Source organism: Candidatus Ornithobacterium hominis, assembly GCF_951229915.1.
GTDB classification, from domain to species: domain Bacteria; phylum Bacteroidota; class Bacteroidia; order Flavobacteriales; family Weeksellaceae; genus Ornithobacterium; species Ornithobacterium hominis.
Window position 1 is genome coordinate 750548 of sequence record NZ_OX579588.1, and the last position, 16282, is coordinate 766829.

Annotated in this window: 22 protein-coding genes; 16 read left to right on the plus strand and 6 right to left on the minus strand. The window is 38.4% G+C overall.

Annotated elements, in window-relative coordinates:
• Positions 1-24 precede the first annotated feature (24 nt).
• Genes QOX03_RS03430 through QOX03_RS03450 form a run of 5 tightly spaced genes read right to left on the minus strand, consistent with a single transcriptional unit; the run spans position 25 to position 3987 of the window.
• A complete protein-coding gene (locus QOX03_RS03430; RefSeq protein ID WP_283671519.1) occupies positions 25-1206 on the minus strand; it encodes a phage portal protein family protein in 1182 nt (393 codons plus the stop codon).
• Entirely contained in the window at positions 1196-1483 is a 288-nt protein-coding gene (locus tag QOX03_RS03435; protein ID WP_283671520.1) for a hypothetical protein, read from the minus strand. The genes QOX03_RS03430 and QOX03_RS03435 overlap by 11 nt, the downstream gene beginning before the upstream one ends.
• The gene (locus QOX03_RS03440) at positions 1476-1940 is read right to left on the minus strand and encodes a phage protein Gp36 family protein (RefSeq protein WP_283671521.1); all 465 of its coding nucleotides are present in this window, start codon (positions 1938-1940) and stop codon (positions 1476-1478) included. The genes QOX03_RS03435 and QOX03_RS03440 overlap by 8 nt, the downstream gene beginning before the upstream one ends.
• A gap of 47 nt (positions 1941-1987) precedes the next feature.
• Positions 1988-3562, minus strand: coding sequence for a phage terminase large subunit (terL, locus tag QOX03_RS03445; RefSeq protein WP_283671522.1), 1575 nt, complete (start codon positions 3560-3562; stop codon positions 1988-1990).
• 2 nt (positions 3563-3564) lie between these two features.
• Positions 3565-3987: a terminase gpP N-terminus-related DNA-binding protein gene (locus QOX03_RS03450; protein WP_283671523.1), complete on the minus strand. Its 423-nt coding sequence runs from the start codon at positions 3985-3987 to the stop codon at positions 3565-3567.
• A 184-nt stretch (positions 3988-4171) separates the two neighbouring features.
• Here QOX03_RS03450 and QOX03_RS03455 point away from each other — a divergent pair, with 184 nt between their 5' ends.
• From QOX03_RS03455 to QOX03_RS03485, 7 genes are read left to right on the plus strand one after another with little or no spacing between them, the layout of a single operon-like run.
• Positions 4172-5131, plus strand: a complete 960-nt coding sequence (locus QOX03_RS03455; protein ID WP_283671524.1) for an HK97 family phage prohead protease — start codon at positions 4172-4174, stop codon at positions 5129-5131.
• 46 nt (positions 5132-5177) lie between these two features.
• Positions 5178-6044, plus strand: a complete 867-nt coding sequence (locus tag QOX03_RS03460) for a phage major capsid protein (RefSeq protein ID WP_283671525.1) — start codon at positions 5178-5180, stop codon at positions 6042-6044.
• Between the two features lie 12 nt (positions 6045-6056).
• Positions 6057-6329, plus strand: coding sequence for a hypothetical protein (locus QOX03_RS03465; protein WP_283671526.1), 273 nt, complete (start codon positions 6057-6059; stop codon positions 6327-6329).
• Positions 6326-7501, plus strand: coding sequence for a DUF2586 family protein (locus tag QOX03_RS03470; protein WP_283671527.1), 1176 nt, complete (start codon positions 6326-6328; stop codon positions 7499-7501). Before QOX03_RS03465 ends, QOX03_RS03470 begins: the two co-directional genes overlap by 4 nt.
• 6 nt (positions 7502-7507) lie before the next feature.
• Positions 7508-7942: a hypothetical protein gene (locus QOX03_RS03475; protein WP_283671528.1), complete on the plus strand. Its 435-nt coding sequence runs from the start codon at positions 7508-7510 to the stop codon at positions 7940-7942.
• 47 nt (positions 7943-7989) lie between these two features.
• A complete protein-coding gene (locus QOX03_RS03480; RefSeq protein WP_283671529.1) occupies positions 7990-8313 on the plus strand; it encodes a hypothetical protein in 324 nt (107 codons plus the stop codon).
• A gap of 50 nt (positions 8314-8363) precedes the next feature.
• Positions 8364-8504 (plus strand): hypothetical protein, encoded by a 141-nt coding sequence (locus QOX03_RS03485; RefSeq protein WP_283671530.1) that lies wholly within the window; start codon positions 8364-8366, stop codon positions 8502-8504.
• Here QOX03_RS03485 and QOX03_RS03490 read toward each other — a convergent pair.
• Positions 8501-8674, minus strand: coding sequence for a hypothetical protein (locus QOX03_RS03490; protein WP_165844958.1), 174 nt, complete (start codon positions 8672-8674; stop codon positions 8501-8503). The genes QOX03_RS03485 and QOX03_RS03490 overlap by 4 nt on opposite strands.
• A 19-nt stretch (positions 8675-8693) precedes the next feature.
• Between QOX03_RS03490 and QOX03_RS03495 the strand changes: the two genes are divergently transcribed.
• The 9 genes from QOX03_RS03495 to QOX03_RS03535 all read left to right on the plus strand — a co-directional run bounded on the left by QOX03_RS03495 (position 8694) and on the right by QOX03_RS03535 (position 16282).
• Positions 8694-11177 (plus strand): phage tail tape measure protein, encoded by a 2484-nt coding sequence (locus QOX03_RS03495; protein ID WP_283671531.1) that lies wholly within the window; start codon positions 8694-8696, stop codon positions 11175-11177.
• Between the two features lie 4 nt (positions 11178-11181).
• Positions 11182-11793: a DUF6046 domain-containing protein gene (locus QOX03_RS03500; RefSeq protein WP_283671532.1), complete on the plus strand. Its 612-nt coding sequence runs from the start codon at positions 11182-11184 to the stop codon at positions 11791-11793.
• A gap of 1 nt (position 11794) precedes the next feature.
• On the plus strand, positions 11795-12784 hold the full coding sequence (locus QOX03_RS03505; protein WP_283671533.1) for a hypothetical protein: 990 nt from the start codon (positions 11795-11797) through the stop codon (positions 12782-12784).
• Positions 12781-13254 (plus strand): hypothetical protein, encoded by a 474-nt coding sequence (locus QOX03_RS03510; RefSeq protein WP_283671534.1) that lies wholly within the window; start codon positions 12781-12783, stop codon positions 13252-13254. The genes QOX03_RS03505 and QOX03_RS03510 overlap by 4 nt, the downstream gene beginning before the upstream one ends.
• 37 nt (positions 13255-13291) lie before the next feature.
• On the plus strand, positions 13292-13537 hold the full coding sequence (locus QOX03_RS03515) for a cell wall anchor protein (protein WP_434800614.1): 246 nt from the start codon (positions 13292-13294) through the stop codon (positions 13535-13537).
• Positions 13534-13845, plus strand: coding sequence for a hypothetical protein (locus QOX03_RS03520; protein WP_283671536.1), 312 nt, complete (start codon positions 13534-13536; stop codon positions 13843-13845). The genes QOX03_RS03515 and QOX03_RS03520 overlap by 4 nt, the downstream gene beginning before the upstream one ends.
• A gap of 208 nt (positions 13846-14053) precedes the next feature.
• Positions 14054-14935: a nucleotidyltransferase gene (locus tag QOX03_RS03525; RefSeq protein WP_283671537.1), complete on the plus strand. Its 882-nt coding sequence runs from the start codon at positions 14054-14056 to the stop codon at positions 14933-14935.
• Positions 14928-15407, plus strand: coding sequence for a hypothetical protein (locus tag QOX03_RS03530; RefSeq protein WP_283670369.1), 480 nt, complete (start codon positions 14928-14930; stop codon positions 15405-15407). Before QOX03_RS03525 ends, QOX03_RS03530 begins: the two co-directional genes overlap by 8 nt.
• Entirely contained in the window at positions 15404-16282 is an 879-nt protein-coding gene (locus QOX03_RS03535) for a hypothetical protein (RefSeq protein ID WP_283671538.1), read from the plus strand. The genes QOX03_RS03530 and QOX03_RS03535 overlap by 4 nt, the downstream gene beginning before the upstream one ends.

The following is a 16282-nucleotide window of genomic DNA, read 5'->3' on the forward strand; positions in this document are numbered from 1 at the left end:
GTGGCTTCTGATATGGAGAGAGGTTTAGCCAAAAAAATCATCAGGATTCCAAGCGAATTGCTGCCCTTGTGGTGATAATGTTCTATCACCTGTAATTTCAATACTAAATTTTTCTTTTAGCCAATCGTTAGAAACTGTTTTGTAGGGTAAGATATCCTTGGTGCGTTCCCATAGTTCTGTTAAATCTTCGGTTTGGTCATAGGCTAAAGTGAGTCCATCCTCTGGTAATATACCAATGGCGTACAAAGCGGGTAATACTTTGGAGGCCATATATTCTTCTACCAAGGTTTGGTCTGCATTTACCAAATCTTGCAAAATTTCCAGACTGCTATGCTCTTTGCCACGGCTCCCATATTTTGTATCTTGCCCAATGATGGCCCCAGAGAAAAGCAGAGAGATATTTTCACGGCAAAGATTAATCAAGCCGTTATAAACATCACCATTGGCAGGCACACCTGTGCTGGCAAATTCAAATTTCTCTGTATCATCTATGATAAACCATGCTGCGGCACCCATATCCATCATCATTTTTTCTGCTCTGCGAAGTGCATTAGGGTCTTGTGTGTTGGTGTGCATCACACGTGGAGGAATGCCATAAATTTCACAAAGTTCTGACCAGCAAGATTGAGCGAAACGGCTGAACAGAATATGCGGAATGGCTTTATTAATTAATCCCAAATCACTTGTTTTGCCAAAATCTAATAACCAAGTGCCGTATTCTGGAGCATTGAGGTAATCAAGACCTTTATCGTCTGAATAATCCTTAACGATGATTCCCTTTTGTGGGAGTACGTTTTGGCGTGGGACTAAATCTACTAAAAGGTTATCTTCTGTCCTATTGAACTCAATCAGTGTGTAACCGAAAAACTGACTATCTAAAATTTGGCTAATAATTTCATTGAACCAATGGGATTTTTGGAGCAATGTGGTGAGTTCTTTATGTGTTTCGCCAGATGTTTTTTTGATAGAGAAATTAGTCGAAATCGTTTTTTGTTTTCGGTTTTGTATTTGCGATGTAGCATGTGCATCTAACATCATATCTGCAACCAAATTGTAGTATGGGAACATTTTGGGGTTTTCTATATGCTGTGCCATAGCCAATGCATTTTTCCACACCATCACATCAGCGCGTGTACGAGCCATAGCTTTTGGCTGAATACTTCTTGTGGCTTGGAAATTGTTTTGTTTGAATTTTTTATTTTTCATGATATTGTCCTTTTATATTGATGCCCTCTGGTAGAATATTCATGTTTTCTAACTGGAAACCGTCTGCTTCTAATTGTATGCGGATGTGCCTGTCTAACATTCGGGTGATGTTTCCATTTTTGGCTTTCCAGATATCGCAACCTACCAGTGGGGATTGTTTCCATTCGCCTTGTCTGCTGATGAGCAAATGTTCTACATGTGTTTCGTTGGATTCGCCAATGGCTATATCGCCATTTTTGAAAACCAAATCATTCTCGTTTAATCTAAAATCATTCATGGTTGAATTTTTCACGTGAACCGAAAACAAAGGGCTGAACTGTTCCCTGTGTTACATTTGTATTTTCGTCTATTGTTTTAAGAGGTAAGTTGCCTAAAGAAACATCGCCTTTGTTGATTTTTTTGAGATATTCAATAGCCCTGTCATAGCGTTCTTTAGCCTGTTCATAAATAATGTCAGCGTTGCATAAATCAACGATATACCATTTGGCTACCGATAGGCACAGACTGACGATTAGGGCATTTCTCTGCTCACCTACGGCAGAAAATATAGCATCTACATCATAGCGGTTTCTGCCGTCTAAAAATTCCTTTCTATGATTGGTATAGAAATAGGATTTAACTTCCTGTTCTGCGGTGTCTAATGCTTGGAGGGTGATGCTTTCATCGCCTTCGGTGATTTGCTCTACTTGGTAATTGTAGATATTGTTTTTAAGGTCTTCTATTTGTAGGAACATATTTTTGGTTGTTGGTGATTGGTTGTTAGTTGGTTTGTCTATAATTATCAGTAGCGATTATTCACTCTGGCACCGAATTTATATGTGCCTTTCATCTTTCTGTTGCGTGTGCTGAGCCATTTAAAAGCACCATGCACGGCATCAGGACCATCATCATGGGCTTGGCTACCTTTTTCAAAAGCAAGGAATTGGTCTATCAAAGTTTGCATATCGGCATTTTTTTGTTCGGAATTGAAAAAGACATTTTTGCGTTCAAAGTAGCCAGAAAGGCTTTCTATTCTATCGTACTTATCAGTTTTGGTTCGCTTATCTGCTACCACAGGAATATAATAACCTCTTTTTTCGCCCTCAATATCAAAATCAGACACAAATTCATCCATGGCAAAAAGCCCCTCTATCATATATCTGATATTGTATAAATCAAGGTTGTAAACTTCATACTGGTCATACAGCCATTTGGCACAATCTGCCCTTGATTTTTGTTGCATATATGCCAAAAGTATATGGAACTCCTTGCCTTTGGTGCCTACCAGAATCAGAGCTTTGTAATCGGCATTGGCTTTATAGGATAAATCTCCATAGAAACACAAGGCATCATAATCCTTGAGCTTATGTGGTTTCTTATACTGTATATCTTCATATTTAAAAATTGCACCATCCTCAATATGTGTGTGCATATACTCTCTCATAAAAGAGCGATATGGCATTTGGCTGAATTTATTTCGCCAATATTCAGCCGATGTTTTCTCTGGCCATTCTGGTGTAAAATCAGACAAATTTTTAACGGCACAGACTGAAAGCACATGAAACAACGCATTGGCGTGTTGTTCTATGGTAGCTGAATTTTCCTTTTCATCTTTGATAACTTGATTAAAGTAAGTTTTGAGCCTATTGGTGATACTATTTTTATGAAAATTGTTGTTAGCATATATGAAGCGTTCTGTTGCATTATCATCAGCATCAAAACAGCCCCAAATATCCTCTGTGATGTAATCCACGGCTTCACGCATGATTCTATCGTTGTTCACAGATTTTTTGCTATCTACATCATCTACTACTATATAATCTGGGCGTTCTGCCTGTTCTCTTGCACCTCTGGGGTTTTGTCCAAAGCCAAGCGACATGAAACGAACGCCATCTGATGTAGCGAAATCACCCTCTGCCCAATTACCTGCACTAAAACATTCTCCATAATCGTTTTTAATCCGATTGTTGAACTGTAGTTGTGCTTGAATGCCAGAGAGTAGTTTTTTTGCCTTTGGTTCGGTTTCGCCGACAAGAAGCATAAAATGTAAATCCTTTTTAGCCAGATACAAATACAATGGAATCCCCATATCAATATGCACGGATTTACCCGCAGAACGGAACATTTCTGCCAGCAATCGCAAACGTTTATTTTGGGTGATTACTTTGGCTAATTTGGCATGAAACCATGCCGATTTCTTTTTAGCGTAATTAGGGAAATAATATTCAAACCAAGCGATATAATTTCGTTCCAACTTTCGGATTCGGTCGTTCTTTTCTTTGGCACTTTCGTGGATATTGATGGAAGTAGCCAGAGCAATACGCCTACAATGTTTATCATAATCCTGAATTAATTTCAAATACTTTTTATTGTCCATGGCTAATTTTCTAAACTGATACGATGTTGCAAGAATTGTTTATGAAAAGTCGTGCATTGAGTAGCAAAATCAGGATTTATTTCAGCAATGAAATGGTCTAAATCTTTCAAGATTTTATGCACCACTACGGGGTCTGCTTTTTTCTCTAATCGGTCTAATGTTGCCATAAGTTTAGCGATAGCATCTGCTGGTAGTTTTGGCTTTTTTCCCTCTGAAATTTGTAAGAGTTCTTGCTGTAGCAGCTGTTTGATTTTGGTAGGTGAAGCGTGAAAATTCAATCTTTTGTTTTCCCAGTCATATTTTTTTGCCCAAGAACTCACCGTATTTTGTGATACTTTGTAATGTTCTGCTACTTCTTTGAGTGTGATTTCTAAATTCTCTATATAGAATGCCTCTGCCTTGATTCTTGTCTGCGTTTTTGCCATTTAAAAACATTTATTCAGGTACAAAATTGCGTGTAAGTATGGCTGAAAAAAACTACCTGTACATTGGTGCGGCAACCTTGTCATATGAAAATACAACCTTGTCTAATAGTTTGACAAACATTTTATAAACCCATGAAAGTCATTCAAATTTGCCTCACAATCAAGTCAAAAAAATCAATGGATTATGCCCAGATTTATATTAAATGATGAAAGTAAAATCAACTCCTACGGGTTTAGAATCCGTACGCAAGGTATCAGCTTAGAGCGATTCTCTAATAATCCTGTAATGCTTGACGGGCATAATCCGTCTAACCTCGCTGTCATAGGTAAATGGACTTCTTTTAAGGCAGAAAACGGAAAGCTCACAGCTGATACGGAGTTTGATATAGAAGACCCACACGCTAACATCATAGCGGGAAAAGTAGAACGTGGGCTTATCAATGGTGCCAGTATGGGCATATCATTCAGCAAAAATGATTTTAGCTATGAAAATGGCGAATTGGTACTCAATCAATGTGAATTGTATGAGGCATCTATTGTTGCTATTCCCAGCAATGCTAATGCTATACGATTGCGCATGGACAATGAGGATTTAACAGAAATGGACATCAAAGAATTGTGCTTATCTATTGCACAAAACTCGAATTATCAAAAAAATCAAAGTAATATGAAATTTAAATTAGGACAATTAGCCATGTTGGCATTAGGTTTTGCTATAGAAACCAAGGAGCTGACCGTGAATGAAGTAGAGCAATCTATTTTGAAGCTATCTAAAGAAAGAGATGAATTAAAGGCACAGGTGGAACTATCTGAGGAGAAAGTAAATGCCTATATCGCTAAAGAAAAGAAAGAAAAAGCGGAACTAACTGCAAAAATGCTGAATGAAGCCGTGCAGCAAGGGAAAATCACTGCAGAAAAGAAAGCTACATTCTTGGAATTGGCAAATCAAAACTTTGAATTATTCCAATCCATGTTAGAGGCTTTACCTGTGAAGAAAAATTTTTCAGCAGGAGTCAATACACCGGCAGGAACCCAAGGAGTTACCAGCATGGAAGACTTTCAAAAATTGAGCATTGAGGAGCAATTGGCTTTCAAGAATGCTGAACCAGAAGCTTACAAAAAATTAGTAAATACCATTGGGTAGTAACAGGATTTAAACATTATTTAAATAACATTTAAAACAAGATAAAATGCCAAAGAATTTTCCAGAAATATGGGAGCAACGTGTGAGACAAACTTTGAAAAGTGGCGACACGGCAGATTTTTTAGACGGCGTCAATGAATTAGATGGCGACGTGCAACAAATGGGTGAAGAAAATGTAATCCATATTCCCACAACCGAATTTAGTCCAGATGTTTTGATTAACAACAAAACATATCCTCTAGCCGTGCAAGACTATGATGATGATACAGTGATTGTGAAATTGGACAAATACCAGACCAAACCTACCAAAGTTACAGATGACCAGATTATAGGCTCTTCTTACGATAAAATTGATGCAGTTACCCGAAGCCATACCAATGCTATCAGTAGCAGGAAATTCAAAAAAGCATTGCATGCTTTGGCTCCAGATAGCAATACAGATAAAACGCCTGTATTGGAATTGGCTGGTGCGGAATGTACTTATGAAGATTTAGTGGCATTGAAGGATAAATGCGATGCACTTGAATGGCCAGAAGAAGGCAGAAGATTGGTATTGTGCAATAAGCATTACAACGCCTTATTAAAGGATAGAAAAAACTTTGGAGACCAGCTCATCAATTATAGAAAAGGCGAAGTTTCGCCTGTGATTGCGGGATTTGAAATCAAAAAATACATTGCATCTCCACACTATGCAAGCGGTAATAAAAAAGCCTTTGGCGAAGTGGTGGGGCAAACAGATAAGCCAGCATCTGTAGCTTTTGTAGTAGAAAATGTGAAAAAGAAAACAGGGCTTACCAAACAGTATTTCTCTGAGGCAAGTAAGGATACTGAAAATCAAGCTAATCTGTTGAACTACCGCCATTATTTCATTGCGGTGCCAGTAGAAAAGAAATTTATTGCATCATTAATCTAACATCTAATCACCATGAAAAATATTTTTGAACAAAACCCAAAGTTGGATGTTGTGTATCAAACATCAGATAAAAAGTATTTCTACTTAAAAAATGATGCCGATAACCACGCGCAAACTTTGGGAAACAAAAAAGTAACTAAGTTGGAAAGAGACAATTCCGTAGCAAGTGAATTAGATGTAGCAACGGAAGAAGATGCATCTGAAACAGGTAAATCAATCCCAATTCCTACAGAGAATGAGGAATCTACAATAGCTGAGCCAACCAAAAGAAGTGCAAAAAAATGAACGGAGTAAAATTCATAAGAGAAAACGGAGGTCTGAGCCGGATATTGCCCGGTGAAGATCACACCTCTGGGCTCATTGTCTATGGTGAAACAACTGTAGCCAAGACATTGTTGAACAATGTAGTGGATTTAGAAACCATCAACGTAACGCATGAAACAAATCCAGTGCTACACTACCATGTTTCTGAATTTTTCAGAATCAATCCAGGAGCAAAACTCTATGTGCAAGGTGTGGAAGCATCTGACAAAACCTATACAGAAGTAAAAGTATTACAAAACTTTGCACAAGGGAAAATAAGGCAATTAGCCATTTGTGATTTCAAAACAGCTTCAACCAATTTACAAATTTGCGTGAAAAAGCTCAACCAGATAGCACAAGATTTAGCATTAGGCATCACGCCACTCAGCATTTTGTTCTCATGTAAAATTCAAACATCTGAAATGACCTCTTTGCCAGATTTACATACTTTTTCATCCGAAAGGGTAAGTGTTGTCATTGGGCAAGACGGAGCAGGAAGAGGCAACTATATCCATGGTTCACAGCCGTCTGTTTCTTGTATTGGAGCCGTTTTGGGTGCAGTATCCAAAGCTAAAGTAAGCGAAAGCATTGCTTGGGTGGAGCGACAGAATTTAGTGAGCGACACCTATGATAAAAAATTCACTGGAGATGAATTTAAAGGTGTAGAAATGGATGTGCCAGCATTCTGTGACGGTTCGCTAGTAGGCAACTATACACCAGCACAATTACAATCATTGAATGATAAAGGTTACTTGTTCCTGGTACAATATCCAGGCAATGCAGGAACTTATTTGAATGATAGTTTTACGGCAACTGCACAAAATGACGATTTTGCTTATATAGAAAATAACAGGACTATAGACAAGGCGATTAGGGAAGTAAACCGTGTATTGGTACCTAAAATCTCTGCACCAGTTTACATAGACCCAGACACGGGAAATTTAGAAGCCTCTAATATAGATGCTTTGGAAGCATTGTGCGAAGAGCCTTTGGATGCAATGTTGAGAGATGGCGAAATCAGCGGACACCATGTAAGTATTAGCCCATACCAAAAAGTATTGCAGACCTCTAAACTGGAAGTGGTATTGAAAATTATACCTGTTGGTACATTGAGAGAAATTGTTGTGAAAATTGGTTTAACCCTACAAAAATAAAATCATATGGCATTAGAATTAGAACCATTGATTAATGGAAGAGAATACGGCTGGGGCGATATTGTGATGAATATAGGTGGTGTTCCTATCACAGGCATCAGAGCCATCAAGTACGAAGAAGAGCAAGAAAAAGAGGACATCTATGGAGCAGGTAGAAACCCTGTAAGCCGTGGATATGGTAGAGTGAAATGTTCTGGCTCTATCACGCTACTTTCAGGTACCGTAATGGCATTGAAAGCAAAGGCAAAAAACGGACAATTGCACCGCATAGCACCATTTACCATCACCGTAAGCTATCAGCCAGATAATCAACCAATGGTAACGCATGTCTTGAAAAATTGTGAGTTCAAAAAAACCACTTTTGATTGGAAAGAAGGCGATATGAGCAAAGAGGTAGAATTGGAACTCATCGTATCACATATCACGAATAAACAAAACTAAAATTAGGTAATGGCAGTGTATTGCTGCCATTTTTAAAAAAATCAAACATGGAAAATCAAACATTAATTTGCGGATTAGACACCGCACAGATAGAAGAACTGAAAGAAAAGCACGGAGCTTTGGTATTGATTGAAGTAACGGCACAAGGCAAAGTGCATCAAGCCGTTTTTAGAGAACCAACTTTTGAGATGCTTAGAGCATCCAATAAAATCTCTAAGACAGATGAGATGAAGGCGTTAGAAAGTATTTACAATAATTGCAAAATAGCCGTAGATGATGATATTGCCCAAAGAGATGTATTGAAAATTAAAGCCGTAGAGGCATTGATGGCAAGGGTGCAAAAAACCAGTAGCGAAGCAAAAAACTTGTAAGCTCCTTATTAGCCGAAAACAGCGAAAGGGAGCAATGGAAAGCAGATGCCTTGATTAGAAGCCATTTTGGAATTAATCCAGAGAAATTGCAAATAACACAATGGAACAAACTCTATGCCCAAGCCATGTGGATAGAAGAATGGCGATTGAGAAACCAAGCAGAATTATTTAAAGCAATGTTTGGGAGTTAATCTTTTTTATGAACAGCACTATCATAGCATTTTTTAGCAAAAAGCAAAACACCATAACCAAACCAAAGCCCAAGCACAATACCAAAGGCTAAGGGATTAATAAATGAAATCAATAAACTGAAAATAAACACCCATCCTAATTTAGTGGGTTTATAACCAAATAAATTCATACTAATACAAAGATAGTAAATGTCTTCAAACACAACAATATATAATATAAGTTTTACTACTAATGGTGGGCAAGTTTTTGCTACTATCAATAACGGTTTGAGTGGTGTAAGAGAGGCCACGAAACAAACTACAAAAGTATTTGGTGATTGCTACAAGGCACTACTTTCGGTAAGTTTGGTTGCTGATAGTCTTAATCAGATAAAACAAAGCGTTGATAATTTAATAGCACCTGGAGCAGACCTTAACGCAAATATGCTGGAGCTTTCAGCCATTACAGGCGTTACAGGCGAAGGATTGAAAGCCATAGAAATAGCAGCAAGAGATACTGCCAAAACCTTTGGCACATCTGCCGTGGACAATGTGGAAGCTTACAAAATGATGCTCTCCCAACTTTCGCCAGAAATCGCCAACAATGCCGAGGCAATGAAGATGATGGGCGAAACGGCTAATATCCTCTCTAAGCAAATGGGTGGCGATACCGTAGCGGCAACTGATGTACTGAATACCTCGCTCAATCAGTTTGGCGTGAGTATGGATGACCCTATTGCAGCAGCAAAAGTAATGGCAGATATGATGAATGTAATGTCTGCCGCTGCACAACAAGGTTCTGCCGAATTGCCACAAATTAAATCCGCCTTGGAACAAGTAGGTATGGTGGCGAAAACCACAGGTCTATCCTTTGCCGAAACCAATGCCTATATTCAGCTACTGGACCAAGCAGGAAAAAAAGGAAGCGAGGGCGGTGTGGCTCTGCGAAATGTTTTGACCACTTTATCAGAGGGTAGATTTACCTCCAAATTAGCCGCTGAAGGATTAGAACAAGCGGGAATATCTGTGAATTATTTAGCAGACACCAGCATCCCACTACACGAGCGTTTGAAAACACTCAGAAAAATACAAGGCGATACAGCACTGATGACCAAAGTGTTTGGTAAAGAAAATATGGCGGCAGCAATTGCAATGATAAATACTGCAGATGAAGCCGAGGCTATGAGCAAAGCCATAGTAGGAACACAGTCTGCCGTAGAACAGGCAGAAGTGATAATGGGTGGCTATAATGAAAAAATAGCCAGAACCAAAGCGTGGTTTGATGATTTAAAGATTTCTATTTTCAATATTACAGAGCCATTACTTCCTGCTACACAAGGTTTTTTTGGTCTTGCAGCAGCAACGGGTGAAGCCGCTCAATCTTATATATCTATAAAATCGGCATTAGAGGCATTATTTCCAAAATTATTTCTAAAAACGACCGCTACTACAGTTGAAACATCGGTAACAAATACCAATACGATTGCTCATAGGCAAAACATATTTCAGCGAATAAGACAAGGGATAGCGTCTAAAATGGCGGCAATTGAAATGAAATCAATTAATGCTCAAATGATGCTTGGAGCTATTATTTCAAGAATACAAGCAGGTGGAATTAGAAGTGTTGCTATCGCTTTTGGACAAGCAACTTTGGGAGCTACTGCCTTTCAACTCGCTCTTAATGCTCTGGGAATCGGGCTTATTATTTTAGCCATTGCAGGGCTGGTTGCAGGATTAAAACACCTATATGAAAACTCAAGGAAATTCAGAGAAATACTGGGTTACATTGGTGGAACTGGAAAGGCTATATTTCACAATATAGGAGTATATGCAAGCCGATTATGGCACTTGGTATTAAAACCTATTGGTAATGTCATTTGGGGATATTTCAAATTTGTTTTCACAACAATTTGGAATGTAGTAAAAGCCGTATGGGGAGGCATTAGCAACACCATTTTTTGGGCTTGGGAAGATGTGATAAAACCTGTGGCACAATGGATTTGGAACTTATTCACCACAGTGTTTATAAAGATTTGGGAAGCCGTAAAATGGGTTTTCACCAAGATAGTCAATTTCGCCACCGCAGTATGGAATTGGATAAAAGAAACCTTTGGCGGTTTTGCCGCTTGGGTAGAAGATGTCATTTTAAACCCTATTCGTGATGCTTTTTCTAATATTTGGGATTGGATTGTGGGGTTATTAGACAAGATTATGAACAAAATGAGCGGTGTGCTGGCACCTATCCGTGAACTTTGGAACAGGATTTTTTCATCTGAAGGAACTATTAATATTCACGAAGCAGGAAAAGAAGGGGCGAATGCAGCAGGAGAACAATTTGATAAAGAACAAAATCAAAAGAATCAAAATAACGATAAAACAGGAGAGCCACAGGAGGTAAAAATAGTAGATGATAGCCATAAATCCATATTTGATGTAGGTAAAGGTTCTGGAATCGAGACGAGTACTATTGGTGGTGTGGCTGCTGAAAAAACGAAAAACAAAAATGTAGGAAGCAAAGGAAATAGCAGCGGAGAAAATGGGAATAAAGTGAGAAATCTAACGATTGGCAAGTTCATGGATAATTTTAATGTATACATGAACCATCAGCAAGGTGTGGATAGACATCAACTATTACAAGCCGTGCGAGAGGTGTTTATGACTGCAAGTGCTGATTTCTCTGGCGTAAATGAATAATGAGATGATAGACATTAATATCAATACACAACCCGAAACATTAGCCAAAACAACGGCAATGAATTTAATGTTCCGTTTCGGAATGCGTGAAGGTGAACCTTTCAAAATCTCTGAATTGAGTGCCAATTTAGACAATTTATCTGATTTTGAAAACACGTCATGGCTCACATCACTGCAGATTGAAGAAGGTAGCAAACAATTTATTTTCAGAGAGGTGATTATGAGTATTACACAAGAGAGAAATATCGTAACCACCACTTTGCAAGGAAGAGACGGTACCATCAAGGAATTTATCAGCAATGGAGATTATATCATTACCGTAGATGCTGGGATTATAGGCGATACACGAAATGATAAAATAGATGATTTTGATTTAGCCAAAGACCAATATCCTCTGGAAGATTTAAAAAGACTGAGAGAAATTTTGTTGCAACACAAGGCTATTCCTGTACAAAGTAAATTCTTGGATTTATTTGGCATAAAAACCGTGGTTGTAAAATCCTTTCAGTTGCAACAAGAAACACATAGCAATAGACAAAGCATTCAGATACAAATGTTGTCTGATGAGCCGTATGAAATTAAAGAACTAAAAGAAGACTATATCAAGGTAAAATAAAATGTTGAAACTCAGTAGCCATATCATCATAGAAAGTGATAAAACATGGGAGTTCACAGCGGTTCATGATTGTGTAATTGTGGAAGATACAGCCACACTTACAGATACTTGTGAACTCAAATTGCCACGCCATATCACTTGGGAAGGCTACACAAGCCAATACCATAAGCCACCTGCCAAAAGAGGCGACCGCATTACAGTAAAATTAGGATATGATGGCGATTTAAAAGTTCGGTTCTCTGGTTATGTCAGAAGAATTGATGCCAAAACGCCCATTACATTGTATTGCGAAGACGGTATGTTTTTGCTTAAACAAATGAAAGCAGAACCTAAAGCATTCAAAAATGCAACGCTGGAACAAATTATAAAACATCTATTGAATGGTTCAAACATCGCTTTTAACCTGATAGATGACAATATAAAAGTAGGTAACTGGAGAATCACTAAAGCCAACGTATCTGAAGAACTGCAAGAGCTGAAAGAAAAAATGATGCTCACGGCTTATTTCAGATTAATCAATGGAAAAAGTGTATTGTATATCGGACTAAAATATCCATTTGATAATAGAAAAAAAGGAAAGTTTCAGCATGGGAAAAACATCATTTCAGAAGATTTTGAATACAGAGATAAAGCGGAAATAAGAGTGCGTGTAGAGGCACAAAGTTTCGATAAGAAAAACAAAAAAATCACTTATGAGTATGGAGATAAAGACGGTGAAGTTATCAAAATCAGAATAGATGGGCTTACAGCAAAAGAATTAGAAAAATATGCCATGCAAGTGATTGAAAGGTATAAGCAAAGTGGATTCAAAGGAAGTTTTGAAACATTCGGTGTTCCAGAGATGAGCAAATGCGATATGATGGAAATTCACGCCTCTGATGGCAATAGCGGAACTTATCTCATCAAAAGAAATGAAGTGAGTTTTGGCATCAATGGATATAGACAAAAAATTGAATTGGGAGACGTTATCAGCACAAATAAAACGGAATGAAAAATATAGTACAAAAGTTGTTACAAAGTGGCGAAGAAACTTATGCTAAAATCTGCGAAGTGATAGCAGTAGATTCAGCAGAGCAAACAGCTGATTTACAGCCCATAGACGGGAGTTCTCCCATTCTGGAAGCTCTGATTCAAGTGGCTGAAAACGGAATTTATACAGAACCTAAAATAGGTAGTTTGGTGGCGTGTGTTTTCATCAGCAAAGAAAAGGCAGTGATTGTAAACTATTCAGAAGTAAAGCAAATTCAGACAAAAATAGAATCTGTGGAGTTTCGCATCAATGCAGATGGTTTTTTGCTCAAAAAAGAAAACGAAACCTTGGCAAAATTGATGACGGATTTATTACAGGAAATTCAGAAAATGAAATTTACCACCAGCAATGGCCCTACAATTAAGCTAATCAATCAACCACAATTTTTGGCAATTGAAAACAGGTTTAAACAGTTATTAAAACAAGATTAAAATGTTAGGATTTATAGAACAATATATTACGGAAGCATTGGGAGCATTAATTGGAGGATTTGTTGGGTGGTTTTTCACGCGACAAAGCAGTGAACTGGACAATGTGGACAAAGCCGTGCGGATATACAGAGAAATGGTGGACAATCTTGGTAATAAACTTTCAATGGCAATCGCTGAACTGGATGCAGCCAAAGAAACGATAAAAGAACTTGAACAAAAAGTAGAAGCACTAACGATTGAATTGACAAAATACAAACAATTGAACGGAAAAGCCAAAACATGAATGCAGTAGTATTAAACAGGCAGAGCCTATTAGACCTCGCCACCCAACACACAGGCAGCGTAGAAAATGCCTTTGGTATTGCAGTAGCAAACGGCATTAGCCTTACCGATGATTTGACTATTGGGAGTCGTTTAAACATTCCAAATGATTTGACAAAAAATAATGATATATACAACTATTACACAGCAAAAAACATACAACCAGCCACGGCGATACAAATGATAACGGCGGCAGACGATCACCTTGCACAAAGGCAAGAAGGCATAAGCTTCTGGGCAATTAATCATGATTTTAAAGTAGCAAGCTGAACGCATTAAATGCAAACTGGAAAAATTTCTAAAGCCTTAAAAAAAACCTTCTTTTAACTAAAAAAAATTAAGCCTTAAAAAAAATGAGATTTTTAAATGCACGTCAACTCCCTTTCCTTGGGAAAGGGCTGGGGATAGGATAAAGCCTTAAAAAAAAATAACAATAGGTACGAATAATAAGCACAAATAATAGCACAAATAACATAAAATGGCACGAACCATAGAAGAAATACAAGCAGAAATGCACCAAATCAAGCAGAGCGAACCCGCATTAGCAGATTTGAACTCCACCAGCCGCACGGCGATATGGCGGCTATGGATATACATTGTCGCCTTCTGTGCTTGGACACTGGAGATGCTTTTTGATAAACATAAAGCTGAGCTAATCACAGAATTATACCAACAAAGTCCACACACGGCACGCTGGTACCGCAATAAAGCTTTGGCTTTCTTGTACGGGTTTGATTTAAAAACAGACTCAGATGTATTTGATACCGAAAACGCAACACTCCAAGAAATCGAAAAAGCAAAGCTGGTGAAATACGCCGCAATAGTAGAAAGCGAAGACCAAAGCCGCCTTATCGTCAAAATTGCAGGAGAAAATCAAACAGGAAAACTCGCCCCCATTTCAGACGGACAAAATGGAACTGAAAACGTGAAAGCCTCATTTGACCATTACATGAATGAAATCCGTGATGCTGGCGTGAAGCTGACGATTATTAATTATCTGCCCGATTTGCTCAAGCTAAATTTAACCATCAAACGAGACCCTTTGGTTTTGAACGAAAACGGCGTAAATATTTTAAACGGAAAAGAACCCGTAAAAGAAGCTATACAAGCATTTATGAAAGAGCTTCCATTCAATGGTGAACTTTCTATACAGAAATTAGAAGAAAAGATTTTGGCAGCTCCAGGGGTGTTGGATTTAGTTTCCAATAACGCCCAAACGGCGTGGATAGATGCAGAGGCGAACACCTACGGCAGCTATGACAATATATACATGAGCAAAATACCTGTTTCGGGCTATTTCTCTGTGAATTTTGATAATAATGACGAACCTAACACACTAAGCACAATAAATTATGTCTAAATGGACTGAAATAGATTTTAATAAACTAAGCGTTTTACTGACGCCAACTTTTCTCAGAAAAAAGAAAATGCAGGCGTGGCTGCGTGTGCTTATTTTCCCAATCGCTCAGCTCTATGCTGAATGGCACAATAACAGGATGCAAAATTTATACAAGCTTAGACACAACGGGCAGGTGTGCTATCTACGCAAAGTGTTGAACGATGAATTTGACTCACAGTTGCGTAGAATTAGAATAGATAACGGAGCTGGGGCAAAACCTTTCTACATCTATACAGAAGGAGAAAATAAACCCAAATGGCTAAATGCAGAAGCGGTGAACAACCCGACTTACCTGCACAGGCAATCGGCATACGCAAAAACAGGTGTGGACTTTTACGTTCACGTTCCATCGGATTTAAATTTTGATAAAAACAAAATGCGAGCGTTGATAGATTTCTATCGCTTAGCATCCAAAAGATATGAAATCATATGAATAAATTAAACGTACAACAAACAGGCGGTTTCCCGTTAACAACGAATACGCTCGACTTTATGCAAGCAAGCCTATTGCTGATGCAAAATTTTGGCGAAATCGCAGGAGATTTGACTATTTTGAGCGGATGTGAAGTTTCAGGCTCTCAAGTCAGCAATGGAACGGTGTATATTAATGGTGAAATTTTACCCTTCACGGGTGGGACTTTGGCCACAAATGTTGTGATTGTAGAAACTCGCACGCAAAAGCAGTTTGAGGATGGTGTAGCAAGAGATGTAGAAGTGGTGCGAAAAGCCCAATTTGGCAACGGAACTACAGTTTATCCCTGGGCGAATTTCACAAGAATTACACCTATCAAAATATTACAAAAAGCATTAACGCCCGTGGGTTTAATATCCATGTGGAGCGGGAAAATCAATGAAATTCCTGCAGGTTGGGTGTTGTGTGATGGGCAGAACGGAACGCCTGACTTGCGAAATAAATTCATTCGTGGAGCTGAAAATCAAAATGATTTAGGCACAAGAGGTGGTGAAGATCGTATTACACTGAAAGCGGTTAACATGCCGCCACACACGCACGATTTTAGTGCCCATGGTTCGCACTCACATAGCTTCAAAGATGCTTATTATATTGAAAAGTCCGGAGACAAAAAAGCCGTTAGTGGCACACAGTACGTAGGTGAGAGCCTTTCAGGTTCTGCTAAATCTGATGATGACAACAGGTACATTTACTATAGAAATTCAAAAACCGACAGCGAATTTATAACACTCTCAGGCGTGACTCAAAGTGCTGGGGGGCTGAATAGCAAAGCTCAACCCATTGACAACCGCCCAGCGTTTTATTCGCTGGCATTCATCATGTTTAAAGGAATTTAA

Coding starts and splice junctions, on each gene's coding strand:
- QOX03_RS03525 (WP_283671537.1), top strand. CDS start 14,054: ATGGCACGAACCATAGAAGAAATACAAGCAGAAATGCACCAAATCAAG.
- QOX03_RS03490 (WP_165844958.1), bottom strand. CDS start 8,674: ATGAATTTATTTGGTTATAAACCCACTAAATTAGGATGGGTGTTTATT.
- QOX03_RS03505 (WP_283671533.1), top strand. CDS start 11,795: ATGTTGAAACTCAGTAGCCATATCATCATAGAAAGTGATAAAACATGG.
- QOX03_RS03520 (WP_283671536.1), top strand. CDS start 13,534: ATGAATGCAGTAGTATTAAACAGGCAGAGCCTATTAGACCTCGCCACC.
- QOX03_RS03435 (WP_283671520.1), bottom strand. CDS start 1,483: ATGAATGATTTTAGATTAAACGAGAATGATTTGGTTTTCAAAAATGGC.
- QOX03_RS03475 (WP_283671528.1), top strand. CDS start 7,508: ATGGCATTAGAATTAGAACCATTGATTAATGGAAGAGAATACGGCTGG.
- QOX03_RS03480 (WP_283671529.1), top strand. CDS start 7,990: ATGGAAAATCAAACATTAATTTGCGGATTAGACACCGCACAGATAGAA.
- QOX03_RS03450 (WP_283671523.1), bottom strand. CDS start 3,987: ATGGCAAAAACGCAGACAAGAATCAAGGCAGAGGCATTCTATATAGAG.
- QOX03_RS03500 (WP_283671532.1), top strand. CDS start 11,182: ATGATAGACATTAATATCAATACACAACCCGAAACATTAGCCAAAACA.
- QOX03_RS03440 (WP_283671521.1), bottom strand. CDS start 1,940: ATGTTCCTACAAATAGAAGACCTTAAAAACAATATCTACAATTACCAA.
- QOX03_RS03465 (WP_283671526.1), top strand. CDS start 6,057: ATGAAAAATATTTTTGAACAAAACCCAAAGTTGGATGTTGTGTATCAA.
- QOX03_RS03510 (WP_283671534.1), top strand. CDS start 12,781: ATGAAAAATATAGTACAAAAGTTGTTACAAAGTGGCGAAGAAACTTAT.
- QOX03_RS03455 (WP_283671524.1), top strand. CDS start 4,172: ATGCCCAGATTTATATTAAATGATGAAAGTAAAATCAACTCCTACGGG.
- terL (WP_283671522.1), bottom strand. CDS start 3,562: ATGGACAATAAAAAGTATTTGAAATTAATTCAGGATTATGATAAACAT.
- QOX03_RS03495 (WP_283671531.1), top strand. CDS start 8,694: ATGTCTTCAAACACAACAATATATAATATAAGTTTTACTACTAATGGT.
- QOX03_RS03430 (WP_283671519.1), bottom strand. CDS start 1,206: ATGAAAAATAAAAAATTCAAACAAAACAATTTCCAAGCCACAAGAAGT.
- QOX03_RS03460 (WP_283671525.1), top strand. CDS start 5,178: ATGCCAAAGAATTTTCCAGAAATATGGGAGCAACGTGTGAGACAAACT.
- QOX03_RS03470 (WP_283671527.1), top strand. CDS start 6,326: ATGAACGGAGTAAAATTCATAAGAGAAAACGGAGGTCTGAGCCGGATA.
- QOX03_RS03530 (WP_283670369.1), top strand. CDS start 14,928: ATGTCTAAATGGACTGAAATAGATTTTAATAAACTAAGCGTTTTACTG.
- QOX03_RS03535 (WP_283671538.1), top strand. CDS start 15,404: ATGAATAAATTAAACGTACAACAAACAGGCGGTTTCCCGTTAACAACG.